This is a genomic window from Enterobacter sp. HK-058-C-ECC (genome assembly GCF_047531125.1).
GTDB lineage: Bacteria > Pseudomonadota > Gammaproteobacteria > Enterobacterales > Enterobacteriaceae > Enterobacter > Enterobacter quasiroggenkampii.
Genome location: NZ_JBLKCH010000011.1, coordinates 11507 through 36033, shown reverse-complemented (window position 1 = coordinate 36033; position 24527 = coordinate 11507). Strand labels below are relative to the sequence as shown.

Below are 24527 nucleotides of genomic sequence, written 5' to 3'. Positions count from 1 at the left end.
TCACTTCCTACAGAAGTGAATCGTTTAGCAACAGGACAGATTCCGCATGACTGACAACAATACCGCATTAAAGAAGGCTGGCCTGAAAGTTACGCTTCCTCGGTTAAAAATCCTCGAAGTGCTTCAGGGTCCAGACAATCACCATGTCAGTGCGGAAGACCTTTATAAACGTCTTATCGACATGGGTGAAGAGATTGGGCTGGCTACCGTCTATCGCGTGCTGAACCAGTTTGATGACGCGGGCATTGTCACCCGTCATAATTTCGAAGGCGGTAAATCTGTATTCGAACTGACCCAGCAGCAGCACCACGATCACCTGATCTGCCTCGACTGTGGCAAGGTCATTGAATTTAGCGATGATTCCATCGAAGCGCGCCAGCGTGAAATCGCCGCGCGTCACGGTATCCGCCTCACCAACCACAGCCTGTACCTTTACGGTCACTGCGCTGAAGGCGACTGCCGTGAAGATGACCACGCGCACGACGCAAAATAAGCGAGTATTCATACTCTGAGCCAGCCGCAAGGTTGGCTTTTTTTTGCCAGAAAAAAGCCCGGAAGCGCAGCGCCGCCGGGCGTAAAGCATTTTATTTATTGTTATTGCGTATCTCGTTCCAGATCTTGTCGCAACGCTTCGCCACTTCCTGATCGTTACCGGTTTTACGCGCCTGGATACAGGCCTGGTAATCCATCACCCGGACATTTTCCTGCGTCGCAAACTGCTCGTGCGCTTTTTCTTTCTTCAGCACATTCAGCACGCTCTGGCAGGCTTCAATTTTCTCCGGCGAGCCTTCCGCAGTATTAATACAGGCGCTGTAGGCCTCCCTGAGACGGGAGTCCTCTTTCGGTGCCTGAGTCTGGGCACACGCCACCAGCCCCGATGCCAACAGCGCGACGATTACGATTTTTTTCATCATATGCAGTCTCCAGTCCGGCGGGAGCTGACCCGCCGGACGATTCATCAGAAGATGGTGAACGGTGCGATAACCATGAATTTCACGTCACGTTCATCCTGGAAGATGTTGCCGTAACCGCCCGCGTAGCTCGGGATATCGGAGTGGTTGTCGTACTGGGTGAAGTGCAGTTTGAACATCGTGCCTTTCGCGCGGCCATCCTGCAGGGTATAGATTGCATCCAGGCTATAGGAAGACTCTTTCAGGCGATAGTTTGGATCGTAGTAAGCATCCGGTGTTGCCATGTCGGCAGGTTTTGCATCCCAGGCGTAAGCGTAAGACGCGCCCACCGCCCAGCCAGGCAGGTTCCAGTTTTTCAGATCGTACATTGCGCCGAAGAAGACCGCTTTCTCACCGTCGGCGTTGAAGTCGGAGCGGTTATCCCACCAGATATCAAGACGACCGTTGGAGGAGGCGTAGGTCGGGGTCATACGCTGCAGGAAGTAGCCCTGCTGCCCTTCCGCTTTCACCCATGTGCCTTCCAGACGCAAATCAACCTGACCGACCTTGTAGCCAAAGGTGAGCGCCTGCAGCCACGCGGTGCCGTCGTAGATGTCGTTGACACCACCGTTACTGACTTTGTCGCGCGTACCGTAGAACTGGTAGCTGGTACTCAATGGGCTACCCGCGATATCGAACTTATAGCTGGCCTTGGCAAAGTATTGATCGATATACCCTTGCGCCTGGCCAAATGCCGCTTCGAGAACCAGATCGTTTTTGAAGTCGTATTTCGCACCCAGCGAGTGGAGGTAATCGACCTTGGTTTTCTTATCGTTCTGGTAGAACTTGTCCATCTCAATGTGCCACGGTGCTTTGTACTCGTTGGTCCACATATAGGAGAAGCTCAGCGCACCCGCATCGCCGTAGTCAAAGTTAGCCCCTGCTTCCGCCCCCTGATAGGTACCCGGCATAAAGCTCCAGTGTGGGGCTAACAGCGTCTGACCAGTTGGCTGAATATACCCCCCACGCGCCCAGACCGGGCCGTATTTGAATTTCGCTGCGGCTTTGTAAAGGCTGATTCCGCTCTTATCCCCGGACCAGTCTTCATCATAGGCTTTGTTGCTGGAGGAGAAGGCGATTTCGTTCGGGTGGCCGCTGTCGCCGTTTTCCGCCATTTCGATCGCGGTGAACGCGGCAATATCCAGACCGAACATATCTGCGGCGTAGCCTGACTGGAAGTCCAGGTTGGCGTTCCAGGTGGAGTGCGAGAGGTTAGTTTTATATTTATCTTCAGTGACGTCTTTACGGTCACGCTCACGCTGCCAGTAATAAATACCGCCCGTGAGGGTAGAATCTTCGATGAAACCCGCTGCTTTTGCCTCTGGCGCAATCACCAGGCCCGACATTGCTGTCACACCGGCAATAGCCAGCGCCAGCGCACTACGTTTGCCACTGAACGTACGCATAGATTATTCCTCTTTGACGAATTAAAACGCCTGAAACGGCGTAAATAAAAAAGACCAAATGGTCAGGGGTAGTTTTAAATACCCTCGAATTAACTACCGTCTTTAGGTTATTTTTCGCGACGCGAATTATCAATGCTTTTCAGCGGGCAAAAGTCAGGATTATGACGAAGTGCACATAATTGGTAGTGCTTTGTAACATTTACAGGAAGGCGAGGAATGACGGGTAATTCTCAGGTTTTTCAGTGGCCAGGCGTGAGATTGCGTTCCTTTTTTATCACCTTTTTAATTTTGGCAATGACACAAAGTTTTTTTTAAAAAATAAGTAGCACCTCATTGACCTGTTATTTTCAGAACGCCTCTTTAGTCCCTGGCTTAATACTCTGATCGTTAAATAAAAAAAACGCCGCATAATGCAGCGTTTGTCTCTCATTGACCAGAACAGGAATATTATTCGCCGATCTTCGTCCAGGTATCACGCAGGCCTACGGTACGGTTAAATACCGGTTTTTCCGCCGTGCTGTAACGGCTGTCCAGGCAGAAGTAACCTTCACGTTCGAACTGGAACGCTTTGCCCGCTTCAGCCGCTTTCAGGGACGGCTCCGCATAACCCTGCTTAATCACCAGCGATTCCGGGTTGATGGTCGCCAGGAAGTCTTCCGCCGCACCTGGGTTAGGCACGCTGAACAGACGATCGTAAAGACGGATCTCGACCGGCAGCGCGTGGGTTGCGCTCACCCAGTGGATAACGCCTTTCACCTTGCGGCCATCCGCCGGATCTTTACTCAGCGTTTCAGCGTCATAAGAACAGAAGATGGTGGTGATATTCCCTTCCGCATCTTTTTCAACGCGCTCGGCTTTGATGACGTAAGCATTACGCAGACGCACTTCTTTACCCAGCACCAGACGCTTGTACTGCTTGTTGGCTTCTTCACGGAAGTCAGCGCGGTCAATCCAGATCTCGCCGCTGAACGGCACGTCACGGCTTCCCATTTCCGGTTTGTTCGGATGGTTAGGCATGGAGACCAGTTCGCTCTCGCCCTGCGGATAGTTCTCGATGACCAGTTTTACCGGATCGATAACGGCCATCGCGCGCGGGGCGTTTTCGTTGAGATCTTCGCGAATGCAGGATTCCAGAGAGGCCATCTCAATGGTGTTGTCCTGCTTGGTCACGCCGATACGCTTGCAGAATTCACGGATTGACGCCGCGGTGTAACCACGACGGCGCAGACCGGAGATGGTCGGCATACGCGGGTCATCCCAGCCTTCAACGTGCTTGTCGGTCACCAGCAGGTTCAGCTTACGCTTGGACATCACGGTGTATTCCAGATTCAGACGAGAGAACTCGTACTGGCGCGGATGCACCGGAATGGTGATGTTATCCAGCACCCAGTCGTACAGACGACGGTTGTCCTGGAACTCCAGCGTACACAGCGAGTGGGTGATGCCTTCCAGCGCATCGCTGATGCAGTGGGTGAAGTCGTACATCGGGTAGATGCACCACTTGTTGCCGGTCTGGTGGTGTTCAGCGAACTTAATACGATACAGCACCGGATCGCGCATTACGATGAACGGCGATGCCATGTCAATTTTGGCACGCAGGCAGGCTTTGCCTTCTTCGAAACCACCGGCGCGCATTTTTTCAAACAGCGCCAGGTTCTCTTCCACGCTGCGATCGCGGAACGGGCTGTTTTTGCCCGGCGCGGTCAACGTACCGCGGTACTCACGGATCTCATCTGCAGACAGTTCGTCAACATACGCCAGACCTTTGTTGATAAGCTCTACCGCGTAGGCATACAGCTGATCAAAGTAGTCAGAGGAGTAGCAGATATCGCCAGACCAGTTGAAGCCCAGCCATTGCACGTCATTTTTGATGGACTCAACGTATTCGATGTCTTCTTTTACTGGGTTGGTGTCATCGAAACGCAGGTTGCACTGTCCCTGGTAGTCTTGCGCAATGCCAAAGTTCAGGCAGATGGACTTCGCATGCCCGATATGCAGGTAGCCATTCGGCTCCGGCGGAAAACGGGTATGAATTGTGGTGTGCTTACCACTGGCCAGATCTTCATCGATGATCTGACGAATAAAGTTACTCGGGCGGGCTTCAGCCTCACTCATCGTGGATTCCTCAAAGCGTAAACAACGTATAACGGCATATGATCTTATAAGCCGGACGTAGTGACAACCCTTAGTTACGGAAAATACGTATCAGATGAAAATAATGGGGGCATTTGCTGCAAAAAAAAGCGGCGGAGGATATCCCCCGCCGCTTAAGGCATGACTCTACTCAGGAGCGATTACTTGCCTTTAATCTCGTACAGCGGGGTTTGACCCGCAACAACCTGACCTTTCGCCTGGATGACCAAACCACTGAAGTCGTCGATGTTACTGCAAACCACCGGGCTAATCATGGAACGCGCGTTGGCATTCAGGAAGTCCAGATCCATTTCCAGAATCGGCTGCCCGGCCACCACTTCAGCGCCCTCTTCCACCAGGCGAGTAAAGCCCTGACCATTCAGCGCAACGGTATCGATACCCATGTGGACAACGATCTCCGCGCCCTTTTCGGTTTCGAGGCAGAACGCGTGGTTGGTGTTGAAGATTTTCACGATGGTACCGGCCGCCGGAGACACCACGGTTTTATCCGTTGGTTTCACCGCCACACCGTCACCGACCGCTTTGCTGGCGAACGCTTCATCAGGGACCTGCTCAAGGTCAACCACGTCACCCGTTACCGGAGAGACCAGCGCGGCCACCGTCACGGCGTTAGGCACGGCCTGCGGCTTCGCTACCGGGGCAGCCGTCGACGCAGGTGCGCTGTCGGTTGATGCCGCCGCGACCGGTCCACGGGCAACCACTTTCTTCATTTCGTCACCGATGGATTCCGCTTTGGCGCCCACGATAACCTGGATAGTTTGTTTGTTCAGTTTAACCACGCCCGATGCACCAAGGCGTTTACACATTGCGTCGCTGACGCGCGCAGAGTCACCCACCGTCAGACGCAGACGGGTGATGCAGGCGTCAATGGCTTTCAGGTTGTCAGTCCCCCCGACGGCAGCAATATAGCTGGTCGCCAGCTGAGTCAGACCCTCTTCGGTATTGCTGTTGGCTTCGTTGGTGACTACTTCGTCTTTGGTGTCCTCGCGGCCCGGCGTTTTGAGGTTAAACATACGAATAACCGCAGTGAACAGCACGAAGTAGATGACGAAGAAGACCAGACCCATTACCACCAGCATCCAGACGTTCTTGCTTGCCGCCGGCAGGTTGTACATCAACACGTAGTCGATCGCGCCTGCAGAGAAGGAGAAGCCAGCATGGATACCCAGCAGGGTCGCCACAAACAGGCTGATACCGGTAAGCACCGCATGCATGAGGTACAGCACCGGCGCCAGGAACATGAACAGGAATTCCAGCGGCTCGGTTACGCCGGTCAGGAACGCGGTAATCGCAACGGACAGCAGCATGCCGCCAACCATTGGGCGACGCGCTTTTGGCGCAGCCAGGTACATTGCCAGCGCAGCGCCCGGCAGACCAAACATCATGATTGGGAAGAAGCCAGACATGAACATGCCTGCGGTGCCGTCACCCGCGTAGAAGCGGTTGATGTCGCCGTGGAATACGGTGCCCGCAGCATTGGTGAACTCACCAATCTGGAACCATGCGATAGTGTTCAGCACCTGATGCAGACCGGTTGGGATCAGCAGACGGTTGATAAAACCAAAGATACCTGAGCCCACTGCACCCGCTGAAACAATCCACTCACCGCCCGCATGGATCGCATGCTGTACCGGTGGCCAGACGTAGCCAAAGATAGCGGCCAGAACCAGACAGAAGAAGCCCGTCGCGATCGGCACGAAACGTTTGCCGCCAAAGAAACTCAGGAAGTCTGGCAGCTTAATGTTTGCCCAGCGGTTGTACACAGCACCACCGACCAGACCGGTAATGATACCTGCCAGCACGCCCATGTTGATTTCTGGGTTAATCGTTACCATCGCTTTCGTCAGGATGAAATAACCGACTGCCCCTGCCAGCGCTGCAGCACCCGCGCTGTCTTTTGACCAGCTTGAGGCAACACCGATGGCGAAAATCAGCGCCAGGTTGTCAAAAATAGCACCGCCAGCCTGAGCAATAAACGGTACGTTAAGAAGATCGGGTTGCCCGAATCGCAGCAGCAACGCTGCAACCGGTAGCACGGCGATAGGGAGCTGCAAAGCCCTACCGAGGCGCTGGAAAAAACCTAAAATATTCATCCTATTCCCCCTACGAGACCCGTTTTTCAGGCTCGCGCATAAACTATGTTTTTATTGTGTCACGAACGATAGATACCGTTGATAATTCACTGGCAGTCTGAGTGTGTGAAAAATTAATTCGTATCGCAAATTAAACACCTATTTTTTGTGATTTTTGTCACCAAATATCGTATTCAGCCCTCCCTTACACTGGCTAACAGCGAAAACTTATTTTATCATTCAAAAAATCAAGACGGATTGATCCGGCCTGAAAGTTTCCAGGTTACGCTTTAGTATCAGGTTCCGAAGCCATCCGCCCACTCTTCTACTTAAACTTTGAGGTGAACAATGAGACTGATTCCCCTGGCAACTGCTGAACAAGTCGGTAAATGGGCCGCTCGCCATATCGTAAACCGTATTAACGCGTTCAAGCCGACCGCCGATCGTCCTTTCGTTCTTGGCCTTCCGACCGGCGGCACGCCGCTGACCGCCTACAAGGCGCTGGTTGAGATGCATAAATCAGGCCAGGTTAGCTTCAAACATGTTGTGACCTTCAATATGGATGAATACGTTGGCTTACCGAAAGACCACCCGGAAAGCTACCATAGCTTTATGCACCGCAATTTCTTTGATCACGTTGATATCCCTGCTGAAAATATTAACCTGCTGAATGGAAACGCGCCGGATATTGACGCAGAATGCCGTCAGTATGAAGAAAAAATCCGTTCCTACGGTAAAATCCACCTGTTCATGGGTGGCGTAGGTAATGATGGTCATATCGCGTTTAACGAACCGGCGTCCTCTCTGGCTTCTCGTACCCGTATTAAAACGCTGACCCATGACACGCGCGTGGCAAACTCCCGCTTCTTTGACGGTGACGTTAACCAGGTTCCAAAATACGCCCTGACCGTAGGCGTAGGCACCCTGCTGGATGCCGAAGAAGTGATGATTCTGGTGCTGGGCGGCGTGAAAGCGCAGGCGCTCCAGGCTGCTGTTGAAGGCAACGTTAACCATATGTGGACCATCAGTTGTCTGCAGCTGCATCCTAAATCAGTCATCGTCTGCGACGAGCCGTCCACGATGGAGCTGAAGGTTAAAACGCTGAAATACTTCAACGAGTTAGAAGCCGAGAACATCAAAGGTCTGTAATTGAATAACCGCCTCTTTCTCAAGAGGCGGCCGCTTTTTTTAACCGGGGGTCGTTATGTACGCTTTAACCCACGGTCGGATTTATACCGGCCATGAAATTCTGGATGACCACGCGATTGTTATCGCGAATGGCCTGATTGAACGTGTTTGCCCGCTGGCAGAACTGCCGCCGGATATTGAACAGCGCTCACTCAATGGAGCAGTAATCTCCCCCGGTTTCATCGACGTACAGCTCAACGGCTGCGGCGGTGTGCAATTCAATGATACCGCCGATGCGGTAACGGTAGAAACGCTGGAGATCATGCAGAAAGCCAACGAGAAATCGGGCTGCACCAGCTATCTGCCGACGCTCATCACCAGCAGTGATGACCTGATGAAGCAGGGTATCCGCGTGATGCGCGAATATCTGGCCAAACACCCAAATCAGGCGCTCGGTCTGCACCTTGAAGGGCCATGGCTGAACATGGTCAAGAAAGGAACGCATAACCCGGATTACGTGCGTAAGCCCGATGCGGAGCTGGTTGACTACATGTGTGCCAACGCCGATGTAATCACCAAGGTGACTCTGGCACCGGAAATGACCGGCACGGACGTCATCAGCAAGCTGGCCGCCGCCGGAATTGTGGTTTCAGCAGGCCACTCAAACGCCACGCTGAAAGAAGCGAAAGCCGGTTTCCGCGCGGGCATTACCTTCGCGACGCACCTGTATAACGCCATGCCATATATCACGGGGCGTGAACCGGGTCTGGTCGGGGCGATTCTGGATGAGCCAGACGTCTACTGCGGTATTATCGCGGACGGCTTACACGTCGATTACACCAACATTCGCAATGCCAAGCGGCTGAAAGGTGACAAGCTTTGCCTGGTGACGGACGCTACCGCGCCGGCAGGTGCAAATATTGAGCAGTTCATTTTTGCCGGTAAAACAATATACTACCGCAATGGACTGTGTGTGGATGAAAACGGTACGCTGAGCGGTTCCTCTTTGACCATGATTGAAGGGGTACGTAACCTGGTTGAGCACTGCGGGATTGCGCTTGAGGAAGTCCTGCGCATGGCAACCCTTTATCCGGCCCGCGCAATCGGCGTGGATAAACAGCTCGGCGGAATTGCACCAGGTATGGTTGCAAACCTGACGGCATTCACACACGATTATAAAATTATTAAGACCATCGTTAATGGTAACGAGGTCGTCACTGAGTAAGTAAAAGTATGACACCTGGCGGACAAGCTCAAATCGGTAATGTCGATCTCGTTAAACAACTTAACAGTGCGGCGGTGTATCGCCTGATTGACCAACACGGACCCATCTCGCGAATTCAGATAGCCGAACAAAGCCAGCTTGCTCCCGCCAGCGTGACAAAAATTACCCGCCAGCTCATTGAGCGCGGTCTGATCAAAGAAGTCGATCAGCAGGCCTCCACCGGGGGCCGCCGCGCCATCTCTATTATTACCGAAACCCGCAATTTCCAGGCGATTGGCGTCCGGCTCGGCCGTCATGACACCACGCTCACGCTGTACGATCTGAGTAGCAAAGCCATTGCGGAAGAGCATTATCCCCTTCCGGAGCGCACCCAGGAGACGCTGGAGCATGCGCTGCTGAATACTATTGCGCAGTTTATTGAAAGCTGTCAGCGCAAGATCCGCGAACTCATCGCCATCTCGGTAATACTGCCCGGTCTGGTCGACCCGGAAAGCGGCGTGATCCGCTATATGCCGCACATTCAGGTTGAAAACTGGGGGCTGGTCGACGCGCTGGAAAAGCGCTTCAAGGTGACCTGCTTTGTGGGCCATGACATCCGCTCTTTGGCGCTGGCAGAGCACTACTTTGGTGCGAGCCAGGACTGCGAAGACTCTATTCTGGTGCGCGTCCACCGCGGAACGGGCGCAGGCATTATCTCTAACGGCCGAATCTTTATTGGTCGCAACGGTAACGTCGGTGAGATCGGCCACATTCAGGTTGAGCCCCTTGGGGAGCGCTGCCACTGCGGCAATTTCGGCTGTCTTGAAACCATCGCCGCCAACACGGCCATCGAGCAACGCGTTCGCCATCTGCTTGAACAGGGTTATCAAAGCCGCGTCACGCTGGACGACTGCAAGATAGGCACCATCTGCAAAGCCGCTAATAAAGGCGACGCGCTGGCCTGTGAAGTGATCGAGCAGGTGGGGCGCCATCTGGGGAAAACCATCGCCATCGCCATTAACCTGTTTAACCCACAAAAAGTGGTGATCGCCGGTGAAATTGTGGAAGCTGAAAAGGTGCTGCTCCCCGCGATTGAAGGCTGTATTAACACCCAGGCGCTGAAAGCATTCCGCCAGAATCTTCCGGTGGTTCGTTCAAAGCTTGACCATCGCTCGGCGATTGGCGCGTTCGCGCTGGTCAAACGCGCCATGCTCAACGGAATTCTGCTCCAGCATTTGCTGGAAAGTTGATCGGACCTTATAGTAACGCCTTCTTTTTTTTAATGTCGGACTGTCCATGACCATTAAGAATGTAATTTGTGATATCGACGGCGTGCTGATGCACGACAACGTTGCCGTGCCGGGTGCTGCGGAGTTTCTTCACCGCATCATCGACAAAGGAATGCCTCTGGTTCTTCTCACGAACTACCCTTCTCAGACCGGTCAGGATCTGGCAAACCGCTTTGCCACGGCAGGGGTCGACGTCCCGGACAGCGTGTTTTATACCTCGGCGATGGCCACGGCGGATTTTCTGAAACGTCAGGAAGGAAAAAAAGCCTATGTGGTCGGTGAAGGCGCGCTGATCCATGAGCTATATAAAGCGGGCTTTACCATCACCGACGTCAACCCGGATTTTGTGATTGTGGGTGAAACGCGCTCCTACAACTGGGAGATGATGCATAAGGCATCCTTCTTTGTGGCTAACGGCGCGCGCTTTATTGCGACCAACCCGGATACCCACGGTCGTGGTTTTTATCCGGCCTGCGGTGCGCTGTGTGCCGGTATCGAGAAGATCTCCGGGCGCAAGCCGTTCTACGTCGGTAAGCCCAGCCCGTGGATCATCCGTGCCGCACTCAACAAGATGCAGGCCCACTCAGAAGAGACCGTGATTGTCGGCGACAACCTGCGCACCGATATTCTTGCTGGTTTCCAGGCAGGCCTGGAGACGATTCTGGTCCTGTCAGGCGTCTCTCAGCTTGATGACATTGACTCAATGCCGTTCCGCCCAAGCTGGATTTACCCCTCCGTCGATGAAATTGACATCATCTGATACCGAACCACGCCTCAGGGCGTGGTTTTTTATTTTCTCGCCTGCAAAACACGCCCACATCTAAAGAAAAAGCGTTTTCATTGCATAATCATCAATAAAAGCGCTCATGGCATACGCATTTTTCACCGATCCGCAACCACCATTGCACTATTTCCGTTTTCACCCGTAAAACGCTTGCGCACCCTGCCCCTTTGCGGCATTTTCATAAGCAAGCAACATTACAAAGCAACAGGGTTAACGGAGAAGGTTATGTGTTCAATTTTTGGCGTACTGGATATTAAAACTGACGCAGGCGAACTGCGTAAAAAGGCACTCGAACTGTCCCGCCTGATGCGCCATCGCGGACCGGACTGGTCAGGCGTTTACGCCAGTGACAAAGCGATTCTGGCTCACGAACGTCTGTCTATTGTTGACGTCAACGCCGGTGCACAGCCGCTGTATAACGAGAAAAAAACGCACGCGCTGGCTGTCAACGGTGAGATCTACAACCATCAGGCGCTGCGCGCCGAGTACGGCGACCGCTACGCGTTCCAGACCGGGTCCGACTGTGAAGTGATCCTGGCGCTGTATCAGGAGAAAGGTCCCGAGTTTCTGGACGACCTGCAGGGTATGTTTGCCTTTGCCCTGTACGACAGCGAAAAAGACGCTTACCTGATTGGCCGTGACCACATCGGTATTATCCCGCTGTACATGGGCCACGATGAACATGGCAACTTCTACGTTGCCTCTGAAATGAAAGCCCTGGTGCCGGTCTGCCGCACCATCAAAGAGTTCCCGGCGGGCAGCTACCTGTGGAGCAAAGACGGCGAGATCCGTCCGTACTACCAGCGTGACTGGTTCGACTACGATGCGGTAAAAGACAACGTCACGGACAAAGCCGAGCTGCGTCAGGCGCTGGAAGATTCCGTGAAAAGCCACCTGATGTCCGACGTGCCTTACGGCGTGCTGCTCTCTGGCGGTCTGGACTCCTCCGTGATCTCCGCAATCACCAAGAAATTTGCGGCTCGTCGCGTGGAAGATCAGGAGCGCTCAGAAGCCTGGTGGCCACAACTGCACTCCTTTGCCGTGGGCCTGGAAGGCGCGCCGGATCTGAAAGCCGCGCAGGAAGTCGCAAACCACCTCGGCACCGTGCACCATGAAATTCACTTCACCGTGCAGGAAGGACTGGATGCGATCCGCGATGTGATCTATCACATCGAAACCTATGACGTAACCACCATCCGCGCTTCAACGCCGATGTACCTGATGTCGCGCAAGATCAAGGCGATGGGCATCAAGATGGTGCTCTCCGGTGAAGGTTCTGACGAAGTGTTTGGTGGCTACCTGTACTTCCACAAAGCGCCAAACGCCAAAGAGCTGCACGAAGAGACCGTGCGTAAACTCCAGGCGCTGCATATGTTTGACTGTGCGCGCGCCAACAAAGCGATGTCGGCATGGGGTGTCGAAGCGCGCGTGCCGTTCCTGGATAAGAAATTCCTCGACGTGGCGATGCGCATCAACCCGCAGGACAAGATGTGCGGCAACGGAAAAATGGAAAAACATATCCTGCGTGAATGTTTTGAATCCTACCTGCCAGCGAGCGTGGCATGGCGTCAGAAAGAGCAGTTCTCCGATGGCGTAGGCTACAGCTGGATCGACACCCTGAAAGAGGTGGCGGCGAAACAGGTTTCTGACCAACAGCTGGAAACCGCAAGCTTCCGCTTCCCGTACAACACGCCGGGATCGAAAGAAGCGTATCTCTACCGTGAAATCTTTGAAGAATTGTTCCCGGTACCAAGCGCTGCGGAGTGCGTACCGGGTGGCCCGTCCGTCGCCTGCTCGTCTGCCAAAGCGATCGAATGGGATGAATCGTTCAAATCCATGAACGATCCGTCAGGACGTGCGGTAGGCGTTCACCAGTCAGCCTACAAATAATCGTGCATTTCATCATCAGGCCCTGCGGGGCCTGATTTTTTTTGCCCCGCTTTTGCACAGCTAAAACCGATTAATAACCAATAATTGCCGAATATTCGGTCACGCTGTTCGCAACCTAACCAAACAGTCACATTCCGGCTATTTTCGTTGAAAAAGGTGTTGACGCTGCAAGGGTCTATACGCATAATGCGCCCCGCAACGCCGATAAGGTAACGCGAAAAAAGATGGCTACGTAGCTCAGTTGGTTAGAGCACATCACTCATAATGATGGGGTCACAGGTTCGAATCCCGTCGTAGCCACCATCTTTTTTGCGGGAGTGGCGAAATTGGTAGACGCACCAGATTTAGGTTCTGGCGCCGCAAGGTGTGCGAGTTCAAGTCTCGCCTCCCGCACCATTCCCGGGTAAGCGTTGCACGGATGGGGTATCGCCAAGCGGTAAGGCACCGGTTTTTGATACCGGCATTCCCTGGTTCGAATCCAGGTACCCCAGCCATATTTCTTCGATTTTGCGGTTCTCCGCGGTATTGGGGTATCGCCAAGCGGTAAGGCACCGGTTTTTGATACCGGCATTCCCTGGTTCGAATCCAGGTACCCCAGCCATCGAAGATTGCAGTACTGGCTACGTAGCTCAGTTGGTTAGAGCACATCACTCATAATGATGGGGTCACAGGTTCGAATCCCGTCGTAGCCACCAAATTTAGATTATCGATGTTGTTCGGTAATGAAAAAAAATTGTTGGGGTATCGCCAAGCGGTAAGGCACCGGATTCTGATTCCGGCATTCCGAGGTTCGAATCCTCGTACCCCAGCCAATTTAAAAAGTCGTTAAGCAGCTTGTTTAACGCAATTGGGGTGTCGCCAAGCGGTAAGGCTCTGGTTTCTGATACCAGCATTCCGGGGTTCGAATCCCTGCACCCCAGCCACTTAGTAACAAAAAAGCCCGCTCTGCGGGCTTTTTTGTTTTTGTACAAAATTGTGCGGCCTGATTCCCCCTCACCCTAACCCTCTCCCCAAAGGGGCGAGGGAAAAGTCGGAGCAAAGATTAAAGTCCGAGGGCGTACTTCAGGGCCTGACGCTTCAGGCCACCGGCGCGTTCCGCTGCCATCAGGCCTATGTTACGCAGAATACGCACCGGGGCTACGTCATTGCTAAACCCGGCATAGAACAGATCCATTCCCGACTGCATGAGGAAGTTATCTGCCATACGCCGCGTCTGATAACGCTTCAGCACCTGATGACTGGCCCAGTTTTCCGCGTGTCCGCGGGCGCTGCCCAGCACATCCAGTAAGGCATCGACGTCACGATACCCCAGGTTCACGCCCTGCCCGGCCAGCGGATGAATGGTGTGTGCCGCATCCCCCACCAGCGCTAAGCCTTCGCGGGCATACTGCAACGCATGACGGCGCGTAAGCGGGAACGCCCCGGCGGCGACCGGCGTGACGTGTCCCAGACGGCTCGGGAAGTGCAGCAGAATTTCGCGCTGCAGCTGTTCCATGTTCATTCCCTGCAGCTGGCGAATGCGCGCCGGTTTGTCATACCACACCAGCGACGCCCAGTTATCGAAGAGCGGTAAAAAGGCGTGCGGGCCGTTCGGCGTAAAGTGCTGCCAGGTGCTTTCACCCGGCGCATTCTCGCACCTGGCGGTAATCAGCATACAGGACTGTTCATACTGCCAGGCATGAACCCCGATCCCCGCCATCTGTCTGACCTGCGAGTTAGCGCCATCCGCCCCGATGACCAGCTTCACGGACAGCTCATCGCCGCTGTCGAGCGTCAGTAGATAGCCGCTCTCGTGAGGATGCAGCGCCTTAAGCGACGCAGGAACGCGCAGCGTCACCTTCGGGTGCGCCTCCAGCGCCTGCCAGAGCGCCAGCTGGAGCACATTGTTTTCCACCATATAGCCCAGGCGCGGCAGCTTCAGCTCAGCGGCATCAAACGCGACGTGGGCATTTTCCCATTCCCAGGTTTCAAGACGGCTGTAAGGATGGGCGCGCATCGCCAGCACCGTCTCCCAGACGCCCAGCCCGCGCAGCAGATCGACGGACGACGCGCTGATAGCGGAAATGCGCACATCCGGTTTACTGGCGGGATCGTAGGCTGGCGGAGCCGCCTGTTCGATTACCGTTACCTCAAATCCCTGCTGCGCCAGCCCCAGCGCCAGCGCGCCGCCGACCATACCGCCGCCGACAACGGCAACTTCGGTGTGTTGGAGTGTCATGGTCAATTTTCCTTATTGGAGAATCCCTTAAGTTTACCGGATTTTTGCGGTCCTGAGACACACAACCTTCATACTGGTCACAACCCCACCAAAGCATTACAATACGCGGCTTGCAATCCTGAGCTGAGCAAGTCGATGACTAAAAAACTCCATATAAAAACCTGGGGCTGTCAGATGAACGAATACGATTCATCCAAGATGGCCGATCTGCTGGATACCACCCACGGATACCAGCTGACTGAAAATGCGAAAGAAGCCGATGTGCTGCTGCTGAACACCTGTTCAATTCGTGAAAAAGCGCAGGAAAAAGTCTTTCACGTGTTAGGCCGCTGGAAACTTCTTAAACGAAAAAATCCGGACCTGATCATCGGCGTGGGCGGCTGCGTCGCGTCGCAGGAAGGCAAGCTGATCCGCCAGAGAGCCCCGTATGTGGACATTGTCTTTGGCCCTCAGACCCTGCACCGTCTGCCTGAGATGATCAATCAGGTCCGCGGTAACCGTAGCCCGGTCGTTGACGTCAGCTTCCCGGAAATCGAAAAATTTGACCGTCTGCCTGAGCCACGTGCCGATGGCCCGACCGCCTTCGTCTCCATCATGGAAGGTTGCAACAAATACTGCACGTACTGCGTGGTGCCGTACACCCGTGGTGAAGAGGTCAGCCGCCCGGCAGATGACATTCTGTTTGAAATCGCGCAGCTTGCCGCGCAGGGTGTGCGCGAAGTGAACCTGCTGGGCCAGAACGTTAACGCCTGGCGCGGTGAGAACTACGACGGCACGACCGGCAGCTTTGCCGAGCTGCTGCGTCTGGTGTCCGCGATTGACGGCATCGACCGCATTCGCTTTACCACCAGCCATCCGATGGAATTTACCGACGACATTATTGACGTCTATCGCGATACGCCAGAGCTGGTGAGCTTCCTGCACCTGCCGATCCAGTGCGGCTCGGACCGCGTGCTGAACCTGATGGGCCGCCCGCATACGGTGCTGGAGTATAAATCCACCATCCGCAAGCTGCGTGAAGCGCGTCCGGATATCCAGATTAGCTCTGACTTTATCGTCGGCTTCCCTGGCGAAACCGCTGATGACTTCGAGCGCACCATGAAGCTCATCGGCGAAGTCAATTTTGACGTCAGCTACAGCTTCATCTTCTCCGCGCGTCCTGGAACACCGGCGGCCGATATGGTTGACGATGTGCCGGAAGAAGAGAAAAAGCAGCGTCTGTACATTCTGCAGGAGCGTATCAACCAGCAGGCCAACGCCTGGAGCCGCCGCATGCTCGGCACCGTTCAGCGCATTCTGGTGGAAGGCACTTCCCGCAAGAGCATTATGGAACTCTCAGGTCGTACCGAAAATAACCGCGTGGTGAACTTTGAAGGCACCCCGGATATGATCGGCAAGTTTGTGGACGTCGAGATTGTCGAAGTGCTGACCAACTCGCTGCGCGCGAAGGTCGTCCGCACCGAAGACGAAATTGGCCTGCGTATCGCAGAGTCACCGCAATCCGTGATCTCGCGTACCCGCAAAGAAAACGATTCTGGCGTTGGGATTTACCAGCCCTAATCCTTCAGGCCTGCCTCTTTTGGCAGGCCTTGTATTTCCTCTCATCGCCCCCAATATCTTCCGCAACGCTTGCGCCTTTATTCTGTGGCGTGAATAATTTCGGTAATGACCGTTTTATTGCGCCGTGTGGCAGCGGGTCAGTTAATCAATCAAAGAGGAACAGTTTGAACATAGATACGCGTGAAATTAGCCTTGAGCCAGCAGACAACGCTCGCCTGCTGAGCCTGTGCGGGCCGTTTGATGACAACATCAAACAACTGGAGCGACGTCTGGGTATCGAAATCAATCGTCGCGATAATCATTTCAAACTCACCGGACGCCCTATCTGCGTCAACGCCGCTGCGGACATTCTGCGTAGCCTGTATGTCGACACCTCCCCCATGCGCGGCGAAATTCAGGATATCGAACCGGAGCAGATTCACCTCGCCATTAAAGAGGCGCGCGTGCTTGAGCAGAGCGCGGAGAGCGTGCCGGACTATGGCAAGGCGATCAACATTAAGACCAAGCGTGGCGTCATCAAGCCGCGTACGCCAAACCAGGCGCAGTACATCGCCAATATTCTCGACCACGACATCACCTTCGGCGTGGGGCCGGCGGGTACGGGTAAAACCTATCTTGCCGTTGCCGCTGCGGTCGATGCGCTGGAGCGTCAGGAGATCCGACGTATCCTGTTGACCCGCCCTGCCGTTGAAGCCGGTGAAAAACTGGGCTTCCTGCCAGGCGATCTAAGCCAGAAGGTCGATCCGTATCTGCGTCCTTTATACGATGCGCTGTTCGAAATGCTGGGCTTTGAGAAGGTCGAGAAGCTCATTGAGCGTAACGTGATCGAAGTGGCCCCGCTCGCCTACATGCGCGGCCGCACGCTGAACGATGCGTTCATCATTCTTGATGAAAGCCAGAACACTACCATCGAACAGATGAAGATGTTCCTGACGCGTATTGGCTTTAACTCGAAAGCGGTGATTACCGGCGACGTCACGCAGATCGATCTGCCGCGCAGCACCAAATCGGGCCTGCGCCACGCCATCGAAGTGCTGGCCGAGGTCGACGAAATCAGCTTTAACTTCTTCCACAGTGAAGACGTGGTACGCCACCCGGTGGTCGCGCGTATCGTTAACGCCTATGAAGCCTGGGAAGAGGCGGATCAGAAGCGTAAGGCCGAACTGGCCGCAGAACGTAAGCGCGAAGCGCAGGAGCAAGAACAGAAATGAGTCAGGTGATCCTCGATTTACAGCTGGCCTGTGAAGACAATTCCGGCATGCCAGATGAGGCACAGTTTCAGAAATGGCTGGATGCCGTTATCCCGCAGTTTCAGGAAGAATCAGAAGTTACGATTCGCCTGGTGGATGAAGCAGAAAGCCATGAGCTTAACCTGACCTATCGCGGGAAAGATAAGCCGACCAACGTGCTCTCTTTCCCGTTCGAAGCCCCACCGGGCATCGAGATGCCGCTGTTGGGCGATCTGATCATCTGCCGTCAGGTGGTTGAACAGGAAGCCAAAGAGCAGCAGAAACCCCTTGAAGCCCACTGGGCGCACATGGTGGTACACGGCAGCCTGCATCTGCTCGGCTACGATCATATCGAAGACGACGAAGCGGAAGAGATGGAGTCCCTCGAGACAGAGATAATGCTTGCTCTGGGCTATGAGGATCCGTACATTGCCGAGAAAGAATAGTCCGTCACCTGACTGACTCCCCCGCCGCCACGAAAGGACATCGCGTGGCGGTAAACGTTGAACTAACAAGAGAACCCTTAACAAACGCCATGAGCGACGACAATTCACACAGTAGCGACACGACAACCAGTAAAAAGGGATTTTTCTCCCTCATTCTGAACCAGCTTTTCCACGGCGAACCCAAAAACCGTGATGAACTGCTGGAGCTGATTCGTGATTCCGGGCAGAACGACCTTATCGACGAAGATACGCGCGAAATGCTCGAAGGGGTTATGGACATCGCCGACCAGCGCGTTCGCGATATCATGATCCCCCGCTCGCAGATGATCACCCTGAAACGTAACCAGACCCTGGACGAGTGCCTCGATGTGATCATCGAATCCGCCCACTCGCGTTTCCCGGTCATCAGCGAAGATAAAGATCACATCGAAGGGATTTTGATGGCGAAAGATCTGCTGCCGTTTATGCGCAGCGATGCCGAAGCCTTCAGCATGGAAAAAGTGTTACGCCAGGCCGTGGTTGTGCCGGAAAGTAAACGTGTGGATCGGATGCTGAAAGAGTTTCGCTCTCAGCGTTACCACATGGCGATTGTTATTGATGAATTTGGTGGCGTCTCCGGTCTGGTCACGATCGAGGATATCCTTGAGCTGATCGTGGGCGAAATCGAAGACGAGTACGACGAAGAAGAGGATATCGACTTCCGTCAGCTCAGCCGCCACACCTGGACCGTGCGTGCGCTGGCCTCCATCGAGGACTTCAACGACGCCTTCGGGACCCACTTCAGCGACGAAGAGGTCGATACCATTGGCGGGCTGGTGATGCAGGCCTTTGGCCATCTCCCGGCGCGCGGTGAGACCGTTGACATCGACGGTTACCAGTTCAAAGTAGCCATGGCCGACAGCCGACGTATTATACAGGTTCACGTCAGAACGCCGGACGACTCACCGGTGCCAAAACTGGAAGATTAATGTAAATGGCATTTGCCCCATTGCTTGAACGCCAGCGCGTCCGTTTGCTGCTGGCGCTGTTACTCGGAGCCAGCGGTACGCTGGCTTTTTCTCCTTACGATATCTGGCCTGCGGCCATACTCTCCCTGATGGGGCTTCAGGGTCTGACCCTGAACCGTCGTCCGGTACAGGCTGCCGCTATCGGCTACTTCTGGGGACTGGGGCTGTTTGGCTCAGGTATTAACTGGGTCTACGTCAGCATCGCCCAGTTTGGCGGTATGCCGGGCCCGGTAAACGTCTTCCTGGTGGTACTGCTCGCCGCGTATCTCTCGCTCTATACCGGTCTGTTCGCCGGTATCCTTTCTCGCCTGTGGCCCAAAACCAGCTGGCTGCGCGTCGCCATTGCCGCACCGGTGGTCTGGCAAATCACGGAATTCCTTCGCGGCTGGGTGCTGACCGGCTTCCCGTGGCTGCAGTTCGGCTACAGTCAGATTGACGGCCCGCTCAAAGGCCTGGCGCCGGTTATGGGCGTTGAGGCCATTAACTTCCTGCTCATGGTGGTCAGCGGCCTGTTGGTCCTGGCGCTGGTCACGCGCGGCTGGAAGCCGCTGGTTGTGGCGCTGGTGCTGTTCGCTCTTCCCTTCCCGCTGCGCTATATCCAGTGGTTCACGCCTGAGCCCGCGCGCGCTATGCAGGTTTCCATGGTTCAGGGGAACATCCCGCAGTCCATGAAGTGGGACGAGAAAGAGCTGTTGAATACGCTGAAGATCTACGCCAACGCTACCGAAGAGGTGATGGGTAAATCGCAGCTGATTATCTGGCCGGAGTCTGCCATTCCCGATCTGGAGATCAACCAGCAGCCGTTCCTCAACATGATGAACGACCTGCTGCTCTCGCGTGGCAGCACACTGATCACCGGGATTGTCGATGCGCGTCTGAATCAGCAGAACCGCTACGACACTTACAACACCATCATTACGCTCGGCAAAGACAGCGAATACAGCTACCACTCCACTGACCGGTACAACAAGAACCACCTGGTGCCGTTTGGTGAATTTGTGCCGCTGGAGTCGATTCTGCGCCCGCTGGCCCCCTTCTTCGATCTGCCGATGTCCTCCTTCAGCCGCGGCCCGTACGTTCAGCCTCAGCTGCACGCGCACGGCGTTGCCCTGACGGCGGCCATCTGCTACGAAATCATCCTCGGCGAGCAGGTGCGCGATAATTTCCGCCCGGATACGGACTATCTGCTGACCATCTCTAACGATGCCTGGTTTGGTAAGTCAATCGGCCCGTGGCAGCACTTCCAGATGGCACGCATGCGCTCCCTGGAGCTGGCGCGTCCGTTATTGCGCAGCACCAACAACGGTATCACCGCCGTGATTGGTCCGCAGGGTGAAATCCAGGCCATGATCCCACAGTTCACCCGTGAGGTACTGACCACTCACATCACCCCGACCACGGGGCTGACGCCATACGCCCGTACCGGCAACTGGCCGCTGTGGATCCTGACCGCGCTGTTCGGCTTTGGCGCGGTGCTGATGAGCCTGCGCCAGCGTCGTAAATAACCTTCCCTTCTGTTGCCGGGTGGCGGCTGCGCCTTACCCGGCCTACCTTCAACATTTCCGTTCCCGTAGGTCGGGTAAGGCGCAGCCGCCACCCGACAATTCCCTCCAGACTTCAATTCTGGCACGCCTATTGCTTTGTTTATTCAGGTAAACGCCGTTTGGCTTAACGTGCAACTTTGTCGCACCAGCGTAGATCATCGGTAGCACCGAAACGGTGCAACGGGAGATATTTGCCTCTGAATGGTGCGGCGCGCTTCGCAAAAATAAACAATAACGCAGCAAAATCTTTACATTAAGCCAGACTAAATGTTAACAAGCTTGCATAACACTGCACTCGCATTGCGCGAGATATAACAACATCACAATGGGTATCAATGCGTCTCTGGCGCTGATAAGAAAGGAGTTGGGTATGCAATTACGTAAACTGGCCACAGCAATGCTGGTTATGGGAATGTCTGCAGGCGTGGTTCACGCTGAAGATGCGCCAGCAGCAGGCAGCACTCTCGACAAGATTGCCAAAAACGGCGTCATCGTGGTCGGCCACCGTGAATCTTCTGTCCCGTTCTCTTACTACGACAACACGCAAAAAGTCGTGGGCTATTCACAGGATTACTCCAACGCTATCGTTGAAGCCGTGAAGAAAAAGCTGAACAAACCTGACCTGCAGGTGAAGCTGATCCCAATCACTTCACAGAACCGTATTCCACTGCTGCAAAACGGCACCTTTGATTTCGAGTGTGGCTCCACCACCAACAACCTCGAGCGTCAGAAACAGGCAGCCTTCTCTGACACCATCTTTGTTGTAGGCACCCGCCTGCTGACGAAGAAAGGCGGTGAGATTAAAGACTTCGCTGACCTGAAAGGCAAAGCGGTCGTTGTCACCTCCGGTACCACGTCTGAAGTGCTGCTGCACAAGCTGAACGACGAGAAGAAAATGGATATGCGCATCATCAGCGCGAAAGACCATGGCGACTCCTTCCGTACCCTGGAAAGCGGTCGTGCCGTCGCGTTTATGATGGATGATGCCCTGCTGGCGGGCGAGCGTGCGAAAGCGAAGAAACCTGACAACTGGGATATCGTCGGCACCGCGCAGTCGAAAGAAGCCTACGGCTGTATGCTGCGTAAAGACGATCCGCAGTTCAAAAAGCTGATCGATGACACCATCGCTCAGGTGCAGACCTCCGGCGAAGCGGAAAAATGGTTCGACAAATGGTTCAAGAACCCGATTCCACCTAAAAACCTGAACATGAATTTTGAACTGTCTGACGACATGAAAGCGCTGTTCAAATCTCCAAATGACAAGGCTCTTAACTAATTAGAACAACAGGGGCGGGATCTCCTGCCCTCTCGATTGTCGGGAAGCATGGACAGACTATACGTTGAGTGGTCGTTCCCCACTCAGCGCGAAAAATGAGCTTCTCACCAATCTTCGAGGGTAGCGCTGCTACCCTTTTTTTTCTGGAGTTTATTATGTCAATCGACTGGAACTGGGGCATATTTCTGCAACAAGCCCCGTTCGGCAACACCACCTATCTTGGCTGGCTGTGGAGCGGCTTTCAGGTCACCGTGGCATTATCGATAACGGCGTGGATCATCGCGTTTCTTGTCGGTTCTCTGTTCGGTATTCTGCGCACCGTCCCTAACCGTTTTCTTTCAACGCTTGGCACCCTCTATGTGGAACTGTTCCGTAACGTTCCGCTGATCGTGCAATTCTTTACCTGGTATCTGGTTATCCCGGAACTGCTGCCGGAAAATATTGGCATGTGGTTCAAGTCGGAACTGGATCCGAATGTGCAGTTCTTTGTCTCCTCCATGATGTGTCTGGGGCTGTTTACCGCTGCGCGCGTTTGCGAGCAGGTGCGTGCCGCCATTCAGTCATTACCCCGTGGACAAAAAAATGCGGGTCTGGCGATGGGATTAACCCTGCCACAAACCTACCGCTACGTGCTGCTGCCTAACGCCTACCGCGTCATCGTTCCGCCGATGACCTCCGAGATGATGAACCTGGTGAAAAACTCGGCCATCGCCTCAACCATCGGCCTGGTCGATATGGCTGCACAGGCGGGCAAGCTGCTGGATTACTCCGCTCACGCGTGGGAATCCTTTACCGCGATCACGCTCGCGTACGTTCTGATTAACGCTTTCATCATGCTGGTGATGAACCTGGTTGAACGCAAAATTCGCCTGCCGGGCAACATGGGGGGCAAATAATGTACGAATTTGACTGGAGTTCTATCGTTCCATCCATGCCTTATCTGCTTGATGGACTGATGATTACCTTAAAAATCACCGTTATTGCCATTATTGTCGGTATCGTCTGGGGCACCCTGCTGGCCGTCATGCGCCTGTCGAGCTTTAAGCCGCTCGCCTGGTTCGCGACCGCCTACGTTAACGTGTTCCGCTCCATCCCGCTGGTAATGGTGCTGCTGTGGTTTTACCTGATCGTGCCCGGCTTCCTGCAAAACGTACTGGGGCTGTCGCCGAAAACCGATATCCGTCTGATCTCGGCGATGGTGGCGTTCTCGATGTTTGAGGCCGCTTACTACTCGGAGATTATCCGTGCGGGCATTCAGAGTATCTCCCGCGGGCAATCCAGCGCCGCGCTGGCGCTGGGGATGACGCACTGGCAGTCCATGCAGCTCATTATTCTGCCGCAGGCGTTTCGCGCCATGGTTCCGCTCCTGCTGACCCAGGGTATCGTGCTGTTCCAGGATACCTCTCTGGTCTACGTGCTGAGCCTGGCAGACTTCTTCCGTACCGCGTCAACCATCGGTGAGCGTGATGGTACGCAGGTTGAGATGGTGCTCTTTGCGGGTGCGGTCTATTTTGTGATTAGTTTAAGCGCGTCGCTGTTGGTCAGCTGGCTGAAGAAAAGGACGGTACAATGATTTCCCTGAAAAATGTTTCTAAATGGTATGGGCACTTTCAGGTGCTGACCGACTGCTCCACGGAAGTGAAAAAAGGCGACGTGGTAGTGGTGTGCGGACCGTCCGGTTCCGGTAAATCGACGCTGATCAAAACCGTCAATGGTCTGGAGCCGGTCCAGCAGGGCGAGATCGTCGTCAACGGTACCAAAGTCAACGACAAGAAAACCAATCTTGCCCAGCTTCGCTCTCACGTTGGTATGGTGTTCCAGCATTTTGAACTGTTCCCTCACCTCTCCATTATTGAGAACCTGACGCTGGCCCAGGTGAAAGTGCTCAAGCGTGATAAAAAAGCGTCGCGTGAGAAAGGCCTGAAGCTCCTGGAACGCGTTGGCCTCTCTGCGCATGCCGATAAGTTCCCGGCGCAGCTCTCCGGCGGCCAACAGCAGCGTGTGGCGATCGCCCGCGCGCTGTGCATGGATCCGGTTGCCATGCTGTTTGATGAGCCAACGTCGGCGCTCGATCCGGAGATGATCAACGAAGTGCTGGACGTAATGGTCGAACTGGCGCACGAAGGGATGACCATGATGGTGGTGACCCACGAAATGGGCTTCGCCCGTAAGGTGGCCAACCGCGTGATCTTTATGGACGAAGGGAAAATTGTCGAAGATTCCCCGAAAGAGGAATTCTTCGCCAACCCGAAATCCGAACGTGCGAAAGATTTCCTCGCCAAAATCCTGCACTAATCTTCTCGGTGCGCAATCTGCGGATTGCGCACTGCTTCACGCTTTAGCTCTCTTTATCTATTCGGCGTCACATTG

Annotated in this window: 20 protein-coding genes and 7 tRNA genes; 22 read left to right on the top strand and 5 right to left on the bottom strand. The window is 54.5% G+C overall.

All coding sequences use genetic code 11. The features are described from left to right. Positions 1 to 46: 46 nt before the first annotated feature. Positions 47 to 493 (top strand): ferric iron uptake transcriptional regulator, encoded by a 447-nt coding sequence (fur, locus tag ACMWJS_RS18630; RefSeq protein ID WP_014169146.1) that lies wholly within the window; start codon positions 47 to 49, stop codon positions 491 to 493. Between the two features lie 91 nt (positions 494 to 584). Here the strand turns inward: fur and chiQ are convergent, their stop codons facing one another. The 4 genes from chiQ to nagE form a co-directional block, all read right to left on the bottom strand. After that, on the bottom strand, positions 585 to 911 hold the full coding sequence (chiQ, locus tag ACMWJS_RS18625) for a ChiQ/YbfN family lipoprotein (protein WP_045909866.1): 327 nt from the start codon (positions 909 to 911) through the stop codon (positions 585 to 587). 47 nt (positions 912 to 958) lie between these two features. Continuing rightward, the gene (chiP, locus tag ACMWJS_RS18620) at positions 959 to 2356 is read right to left on the bottom strand and encodes a chitoporin ChiP (protein WP_023293022.1); all 1398 of its coding nucleotides are present in this window, start codon (positions 2354 to 2356) and stop codon (positions 959 to 961) included. A 447-nt stretch (positions 2357 to 2803) separates the two neighbouring features. Beyond that, complete coding sequence (gene glnS, locus ACMWJS_RS18615; RefSeq protein WP_045909581.1) at positions 2804 to 4471, bottom strand: glutamine--tRNA ligase; 1668 nt, start codon at positions 4469 to 4471, stop codon at positions 2804 to 2806. A 179-nt stretch (positions 4472 to 4650) separates the two neighbouring features. Further along, positions 4651 to 6603 carry a PTS N-acetyl glucosamine transporter subunit IIABC gene (nagE, locus tag ACMWJS_RS18610; RefSeq protein ID WP_048226098.1) on the bottom strand — a complete coding sequence of 651 codons (1953 nt, stop codon included), beginning with the start codon at positions 6601 to 6603 and terminating at the stop codon, positions 4651 to 4653. A gap of 327 nt (positions 6604 to 6930) precedes the next feature. Between nagE and nagB the strand changes: the two genes are divergently transcribed. The 12 genes from nagB to ACMWJS_RS18550 all read left to right on the top strand — a co-directional run bounded on the left by nagB (position 6931) and on the right by ACMWJS_RS18550 (position 13800). Further along, on the top strand, positions 6931 to 7731 hold the full coding sequence (gene nagB / locus ACMWJS_RS18605; RefSeq protein ID WP_086532793.1) for a glucosamine-6-phosphate deaminase: 801 nt from the start codon (positions 6931 to 6933) through the stop codon (positions 7729 to 7731). Between the two features lie 55 nt (positions 7732 to 7786). Beyond that, positions 7787 to 8935, top strand: a complete 1149-nt coding sequence (gene nagA, locus ACMWJS_RS18600) for an N-acetylglucosamine-6-phosphate deacetylase (RefSeq protein WP_414747398.1) — start codon at positions 7787 to 7789, stop codon at positions 8933 to 8935. Positions 8936 to 8943: 8 nt separating this feature from the next. Beyond that, positions 8944 to 10164: a DNA-binding transcriptional regulator NagC gene (nagC, locus tag ACMWJS_RS18595; RefSeq protein ID WP_021242995.1), complete on the top strand. Its 1221-nt coding sequence runs from the start codon at positions 8944 to 8946 to the stop codon at positions 10162 to 10164. 46 nt (positions 10165 to 10210) lie between these two features. Further along, positions 10211 to 10963, top strand: coding sequence for a ribonucleotide monophosphatase NagD (gene nagD, locus ACMWJS_RS18590; protein ID WP_008501057.1), 753 nt, complete (start codon positions 10211 to 10213; stop codon positions 10961 to 10963). A gap of 249 nt (positions 10964 to 11212) precedes the next feature. After that, positions 11213 to 12877 (top strand): asparagine synthase B, encoded by a 1665-nt coding sequence (gene asnB / locus ACMWJS_RS18585; RefSeq protein WP_021242994.1) that lies wholly within the window; start codon positions 11213 to 11215, stop codon positions 12875 to 12877. A 226-nt stretch (positions 12878 to 13103) separates the two neighbouring features. Further along, positions 13104 to 13180, top strand: a tRNA-Met gene (locus ACMWJS_RS18580). 8 nt (positions 13181 to 13188) lie between these two features. Continuing rightward, positions 13189 to 13273: transfer RNA gene (locus tag ACMWJS_RS18575), tRNA-Leu, on the top strand. A 23-nt stretch (positions 13274 to 13296) separates the two neighbouring features. Then, a tRNA-Gln gene (locus ACMWJS_RS18570) sits at positions 13297 to 13371 on the top strand. Between the two features lie 32 nt (positions 13372 to 13403). Next, positions 13404 to 13478, top strand: a tRNA-Gln gene (locus ACMWJS_RS18565). A gap of 17 nt (positions 13479 to 13495) precedes the next feature. Continuing rightward, positions 13496 to 13572 (top strand) — tRNA-Met (locus ACMWJS_RS18560). Positions 13573 to 13614: 42 nt separating this feature from the next. Further along, a tRNA-Gln gene (locus ACMWJS_RS18555) sits at positions 13615 to 13689 on the top strand. 36 nt (positions 13690 to 13725) lie between these two features. Further along, positions 13726 to 13800, top strand: a tRNA-Gln gene (locus tag ACMWJS_RS18550). Positions 13801 to 13919: 119 nt separating this feature from the next. Here ACMWJS_RS18550 and ubiF read toward each other — a convergent pair. Continuing rightward, positions 13920 to 15095: a 3-demethoxyubiquinol 3-hydroxylase gene (gene ubiF, locus ACMWJS_RS18545; RefSeq protein ID WP_045909584.1), complete on the bottom strand. Its 1176-nt coding sequence runs from the start codon at positions 15093 to 15095 to the stop codon at positions 13920 to 13922. Positions 15096 to 15230: 135 nt separating this feature from the next. Here ubiF and miaB point away from each other — a divergent pair, with 135 nt between their 5' ends. From miaB to ACMWJS_RS18500, 9 genes are all read left to right on the top strand, one after another. Further along, positions 15231 to 16655, top strand: a complete 1425-nt coding sequence (miaB, locus tag ACMWJS_RS18540; RefSeq protein ID WP_414747397.1) for a tRNA (N6-isopentenyl adenosine(37)-C2)-methylthiotransferase MiaB — start codon at positions 15231 to 15233, stop codon at positions 16653 to 16655. A gap of 164 nt (positions 16656 to 16819) precedes the next feature. Then, entirely contained in the window at positions 16820 to 17866 is a 1047-nt protein-coding gene (locus ACMWJS_RS18535; RefSeq protein WP_008501053.1) for a PhoH family protein, read from the top strand. After that, entirely contained in the window at positions 17863 to 18330 is a 468-nt protein-coding gene (gene ybeY, locus ACMWJS_RS18530) for an rRNA maturation RNase YbeY (RefSeq protein ID WP_008501052.1), read from the top strand. The genes ACMWJS_RS18535 and ybeY overlap by 4 nt, the downstream gene beginning before the upstream one ends. 89 nt (positions 18331 to 18419) lie before the next feature. Then, positions 18420 to 19298, top strand: a complete 879-nt coding sequence (gene corC / locus ACMWJS_RS18525; protein WP_021242574.1) for a CNNM family magnesium/cobalt transport protein CorC — start codon at positions 18420 to 18422, stop codon at positions 19296 to 19298. A 5-nt stretch (positions 19299 to 19303) separates the two neighbouring features. Next, positions 19304 to 20842 carry an apolipoprotein N-acyltransferase gene (gene lnt, locus ACMWJS_RS18520; protein ID WP_414747396.1) on the top strand — a complete coding sequence of 513 codons (1539 nt, stop codon included), beginning with the start codon at positions 19304 to 19306 and terminating at the stop codon, positions 20840 to 20842. Positions 20843 to 21251: 409 nt separating this feature from the next. Next, the gene (locus ACMWJS_RS18515; protein ID WP_008501049.1) at positions 21252 to 22157 is read left to right on the top strand and encodes an amino acid ABC transporter substrate-binding protein; all 906 of its coding nucleotides are present in this window, start codon (positions 21252 to 21254) and stop codon (positions 22155 to 22157) included. Positions 22158 to 22312: 155 nt separating this feature from the next. Then, positions 22313 to 23053 carry a glutamate/aspartate ABC transporter permease GltJ gene (gene gltJ, locus ACMWJS_RS18510; protein WP_008501048.1) on the top strand — a complete coding sequence of 247 codons (741 nt, stop codon included), beginning with the start codon at positions 22313 to 22315 and terminating at the stop codon, positions 23051 to 23053. After that, positions 23053 to 23730, top strand: a complete 678-nt coding sequence (gene gltK / locus ACMWJS_RS18505) for a glutamate/aspartate ABC transporter permease GltK (RefSeq protein ID WP_008501047.1) — start codon at positions 23053 to 23055, stop codon at positions 23728 to 23730. Before gltJ ends, gltK begins: the two co-directional genes overlap by 1 nt. Beyond that, on the top strand, positions 23727 to 24452 hold the full coding sequence (locus tag ACMWJS_RS18500) for an amino acid ABC transporter ATP-binding protein (RefSeq protein WP_014883001.1): 726 nt from the start codon (positions 23727 to 23729) through the stop codon (positions 24450 to 24452). The genes gltK and ACMWJS_RS18500 overlap by 4 nt, the downstream gene beginning before the upstream one ends. Positions 24453 to 24527: the final 75 nt, after the last annotated feature.

Coding starts and splice junctions, on each gene's coding strand:
- asnB (WP_021242994.1), top strand. CDS start 11,213: ATGTGTTCAATTTTTGGCGTACTGGATATTAAAACTGACGCAGGCGAA.
- fur (WP_014169146.1), top strand. CDS start 47: ATGACTGACAACAATACCGCATTAAAGAAGGCTGGCCTGAAAGTTACG.
- glnS (WP_045909581.1), bottom strand. CDS start 4,471: ATGAGTGAGGCTGAAGCCCGCCCGAGTAACTTTATTCGTCAGATCATC.
- ybeY (WP_008501052.1), top strand. CDS start 17,863: ATGAGTCAGGTGATCCTCGATTTACAGCTGGCCTGTGAAGACAATTCC.
- lnt (WP_414747396.1), top strand. CDS start 19,304: ATGGCATTTGCCCCATTGCTTGAACGCCAGCGCGTCCGTTTGCTGCTG.
- corC (WP_021242574.1), top strand. CDS start 18,420: ATGAGCGACGACAATTCACACAGTAGCGACACGACAACCAGTAAAAAG.
- ACMWJS_RS18515 (WP_008501049.1), top strand. CDS start 21,252: ATGCAATTACGTAAACTGGCCACAGCAATGCTGGTTATGGGAATGTCT.
- nagB (WP_086532793.1), top strand. CDS start 6,931: ATGAGACTGATTCCCCTGGCAACTGCTGAACAAGTCGGTAAATGGGCC.
- nagC (WP_021242995.1), top strand. CDS start 8,944: ATGACACCTGGCGGACAAGCTCAAATCGGTAATGTCGATCTCGTTAAA.
- nagE (WP_048226098.1), bottom strand. CDS start 6,603: ATGAATATTTTAGGTTTTTTCCAGCGCCTCGGTAGGGCTTTGCAGCTC.
- chiQ (WP_045909866.1), bottom strand. CDS start 911: ATGAAAAAAATCGTAATCGTCGCGCTGTTGGCATCGGGGCTGGTGGCG.
- ACMWJS_RS18500 (WP_014883001.1), top strand. CDS start 23,727: ATGATTTCCCTGAAAAATGTTTCTAAATGGTATGGGCACTTTCAGGTG.
- gltJ (WP_008501048.1), top strand. CDS start 22,313: ATGTCAATCGACTGGAACTGGGGCATATTTCTGCAACAAGCCCCGTTC.
- nagD (WP_008501057.1), top strand. CDS start 10,211: ATGACCATTAAGAATGTAATTTGTGATATCGACGGCGTGCTGATGCAC.
- gltK (WP_008501047.1), top strand. CDS start 23,053: ATGTACGAATTTGACTGGAGTTCTATCGTTCCATCCATGCCTTATCTG.
- miaB (WP_414747397.1), top strand. CDS start 15,231: ATGACTAAAAAACTCCATATAAAAACCTGGGGCTGTCAGATGAACGAA.
- nagA (WP_414747398.1), top strand. CDS start 7,787: ATGTACGCTTTAACCCACGGTCGGATTTATACCGGCCATGAAATTCTG.
- ubiF (WP_045909584.1), bottom strand. CDS start 15,095: ATGACACTCCAACACACCGAAGTTGCCGTTGTCGGCGGCGGTATGGTC.
- chiP (WP_023293022.1), bottom strand. CDS start 2,356: ATGCGTACGTTCAGTGGCAAACGTAGTGCGCTGGCGCTGGCTATTGCC.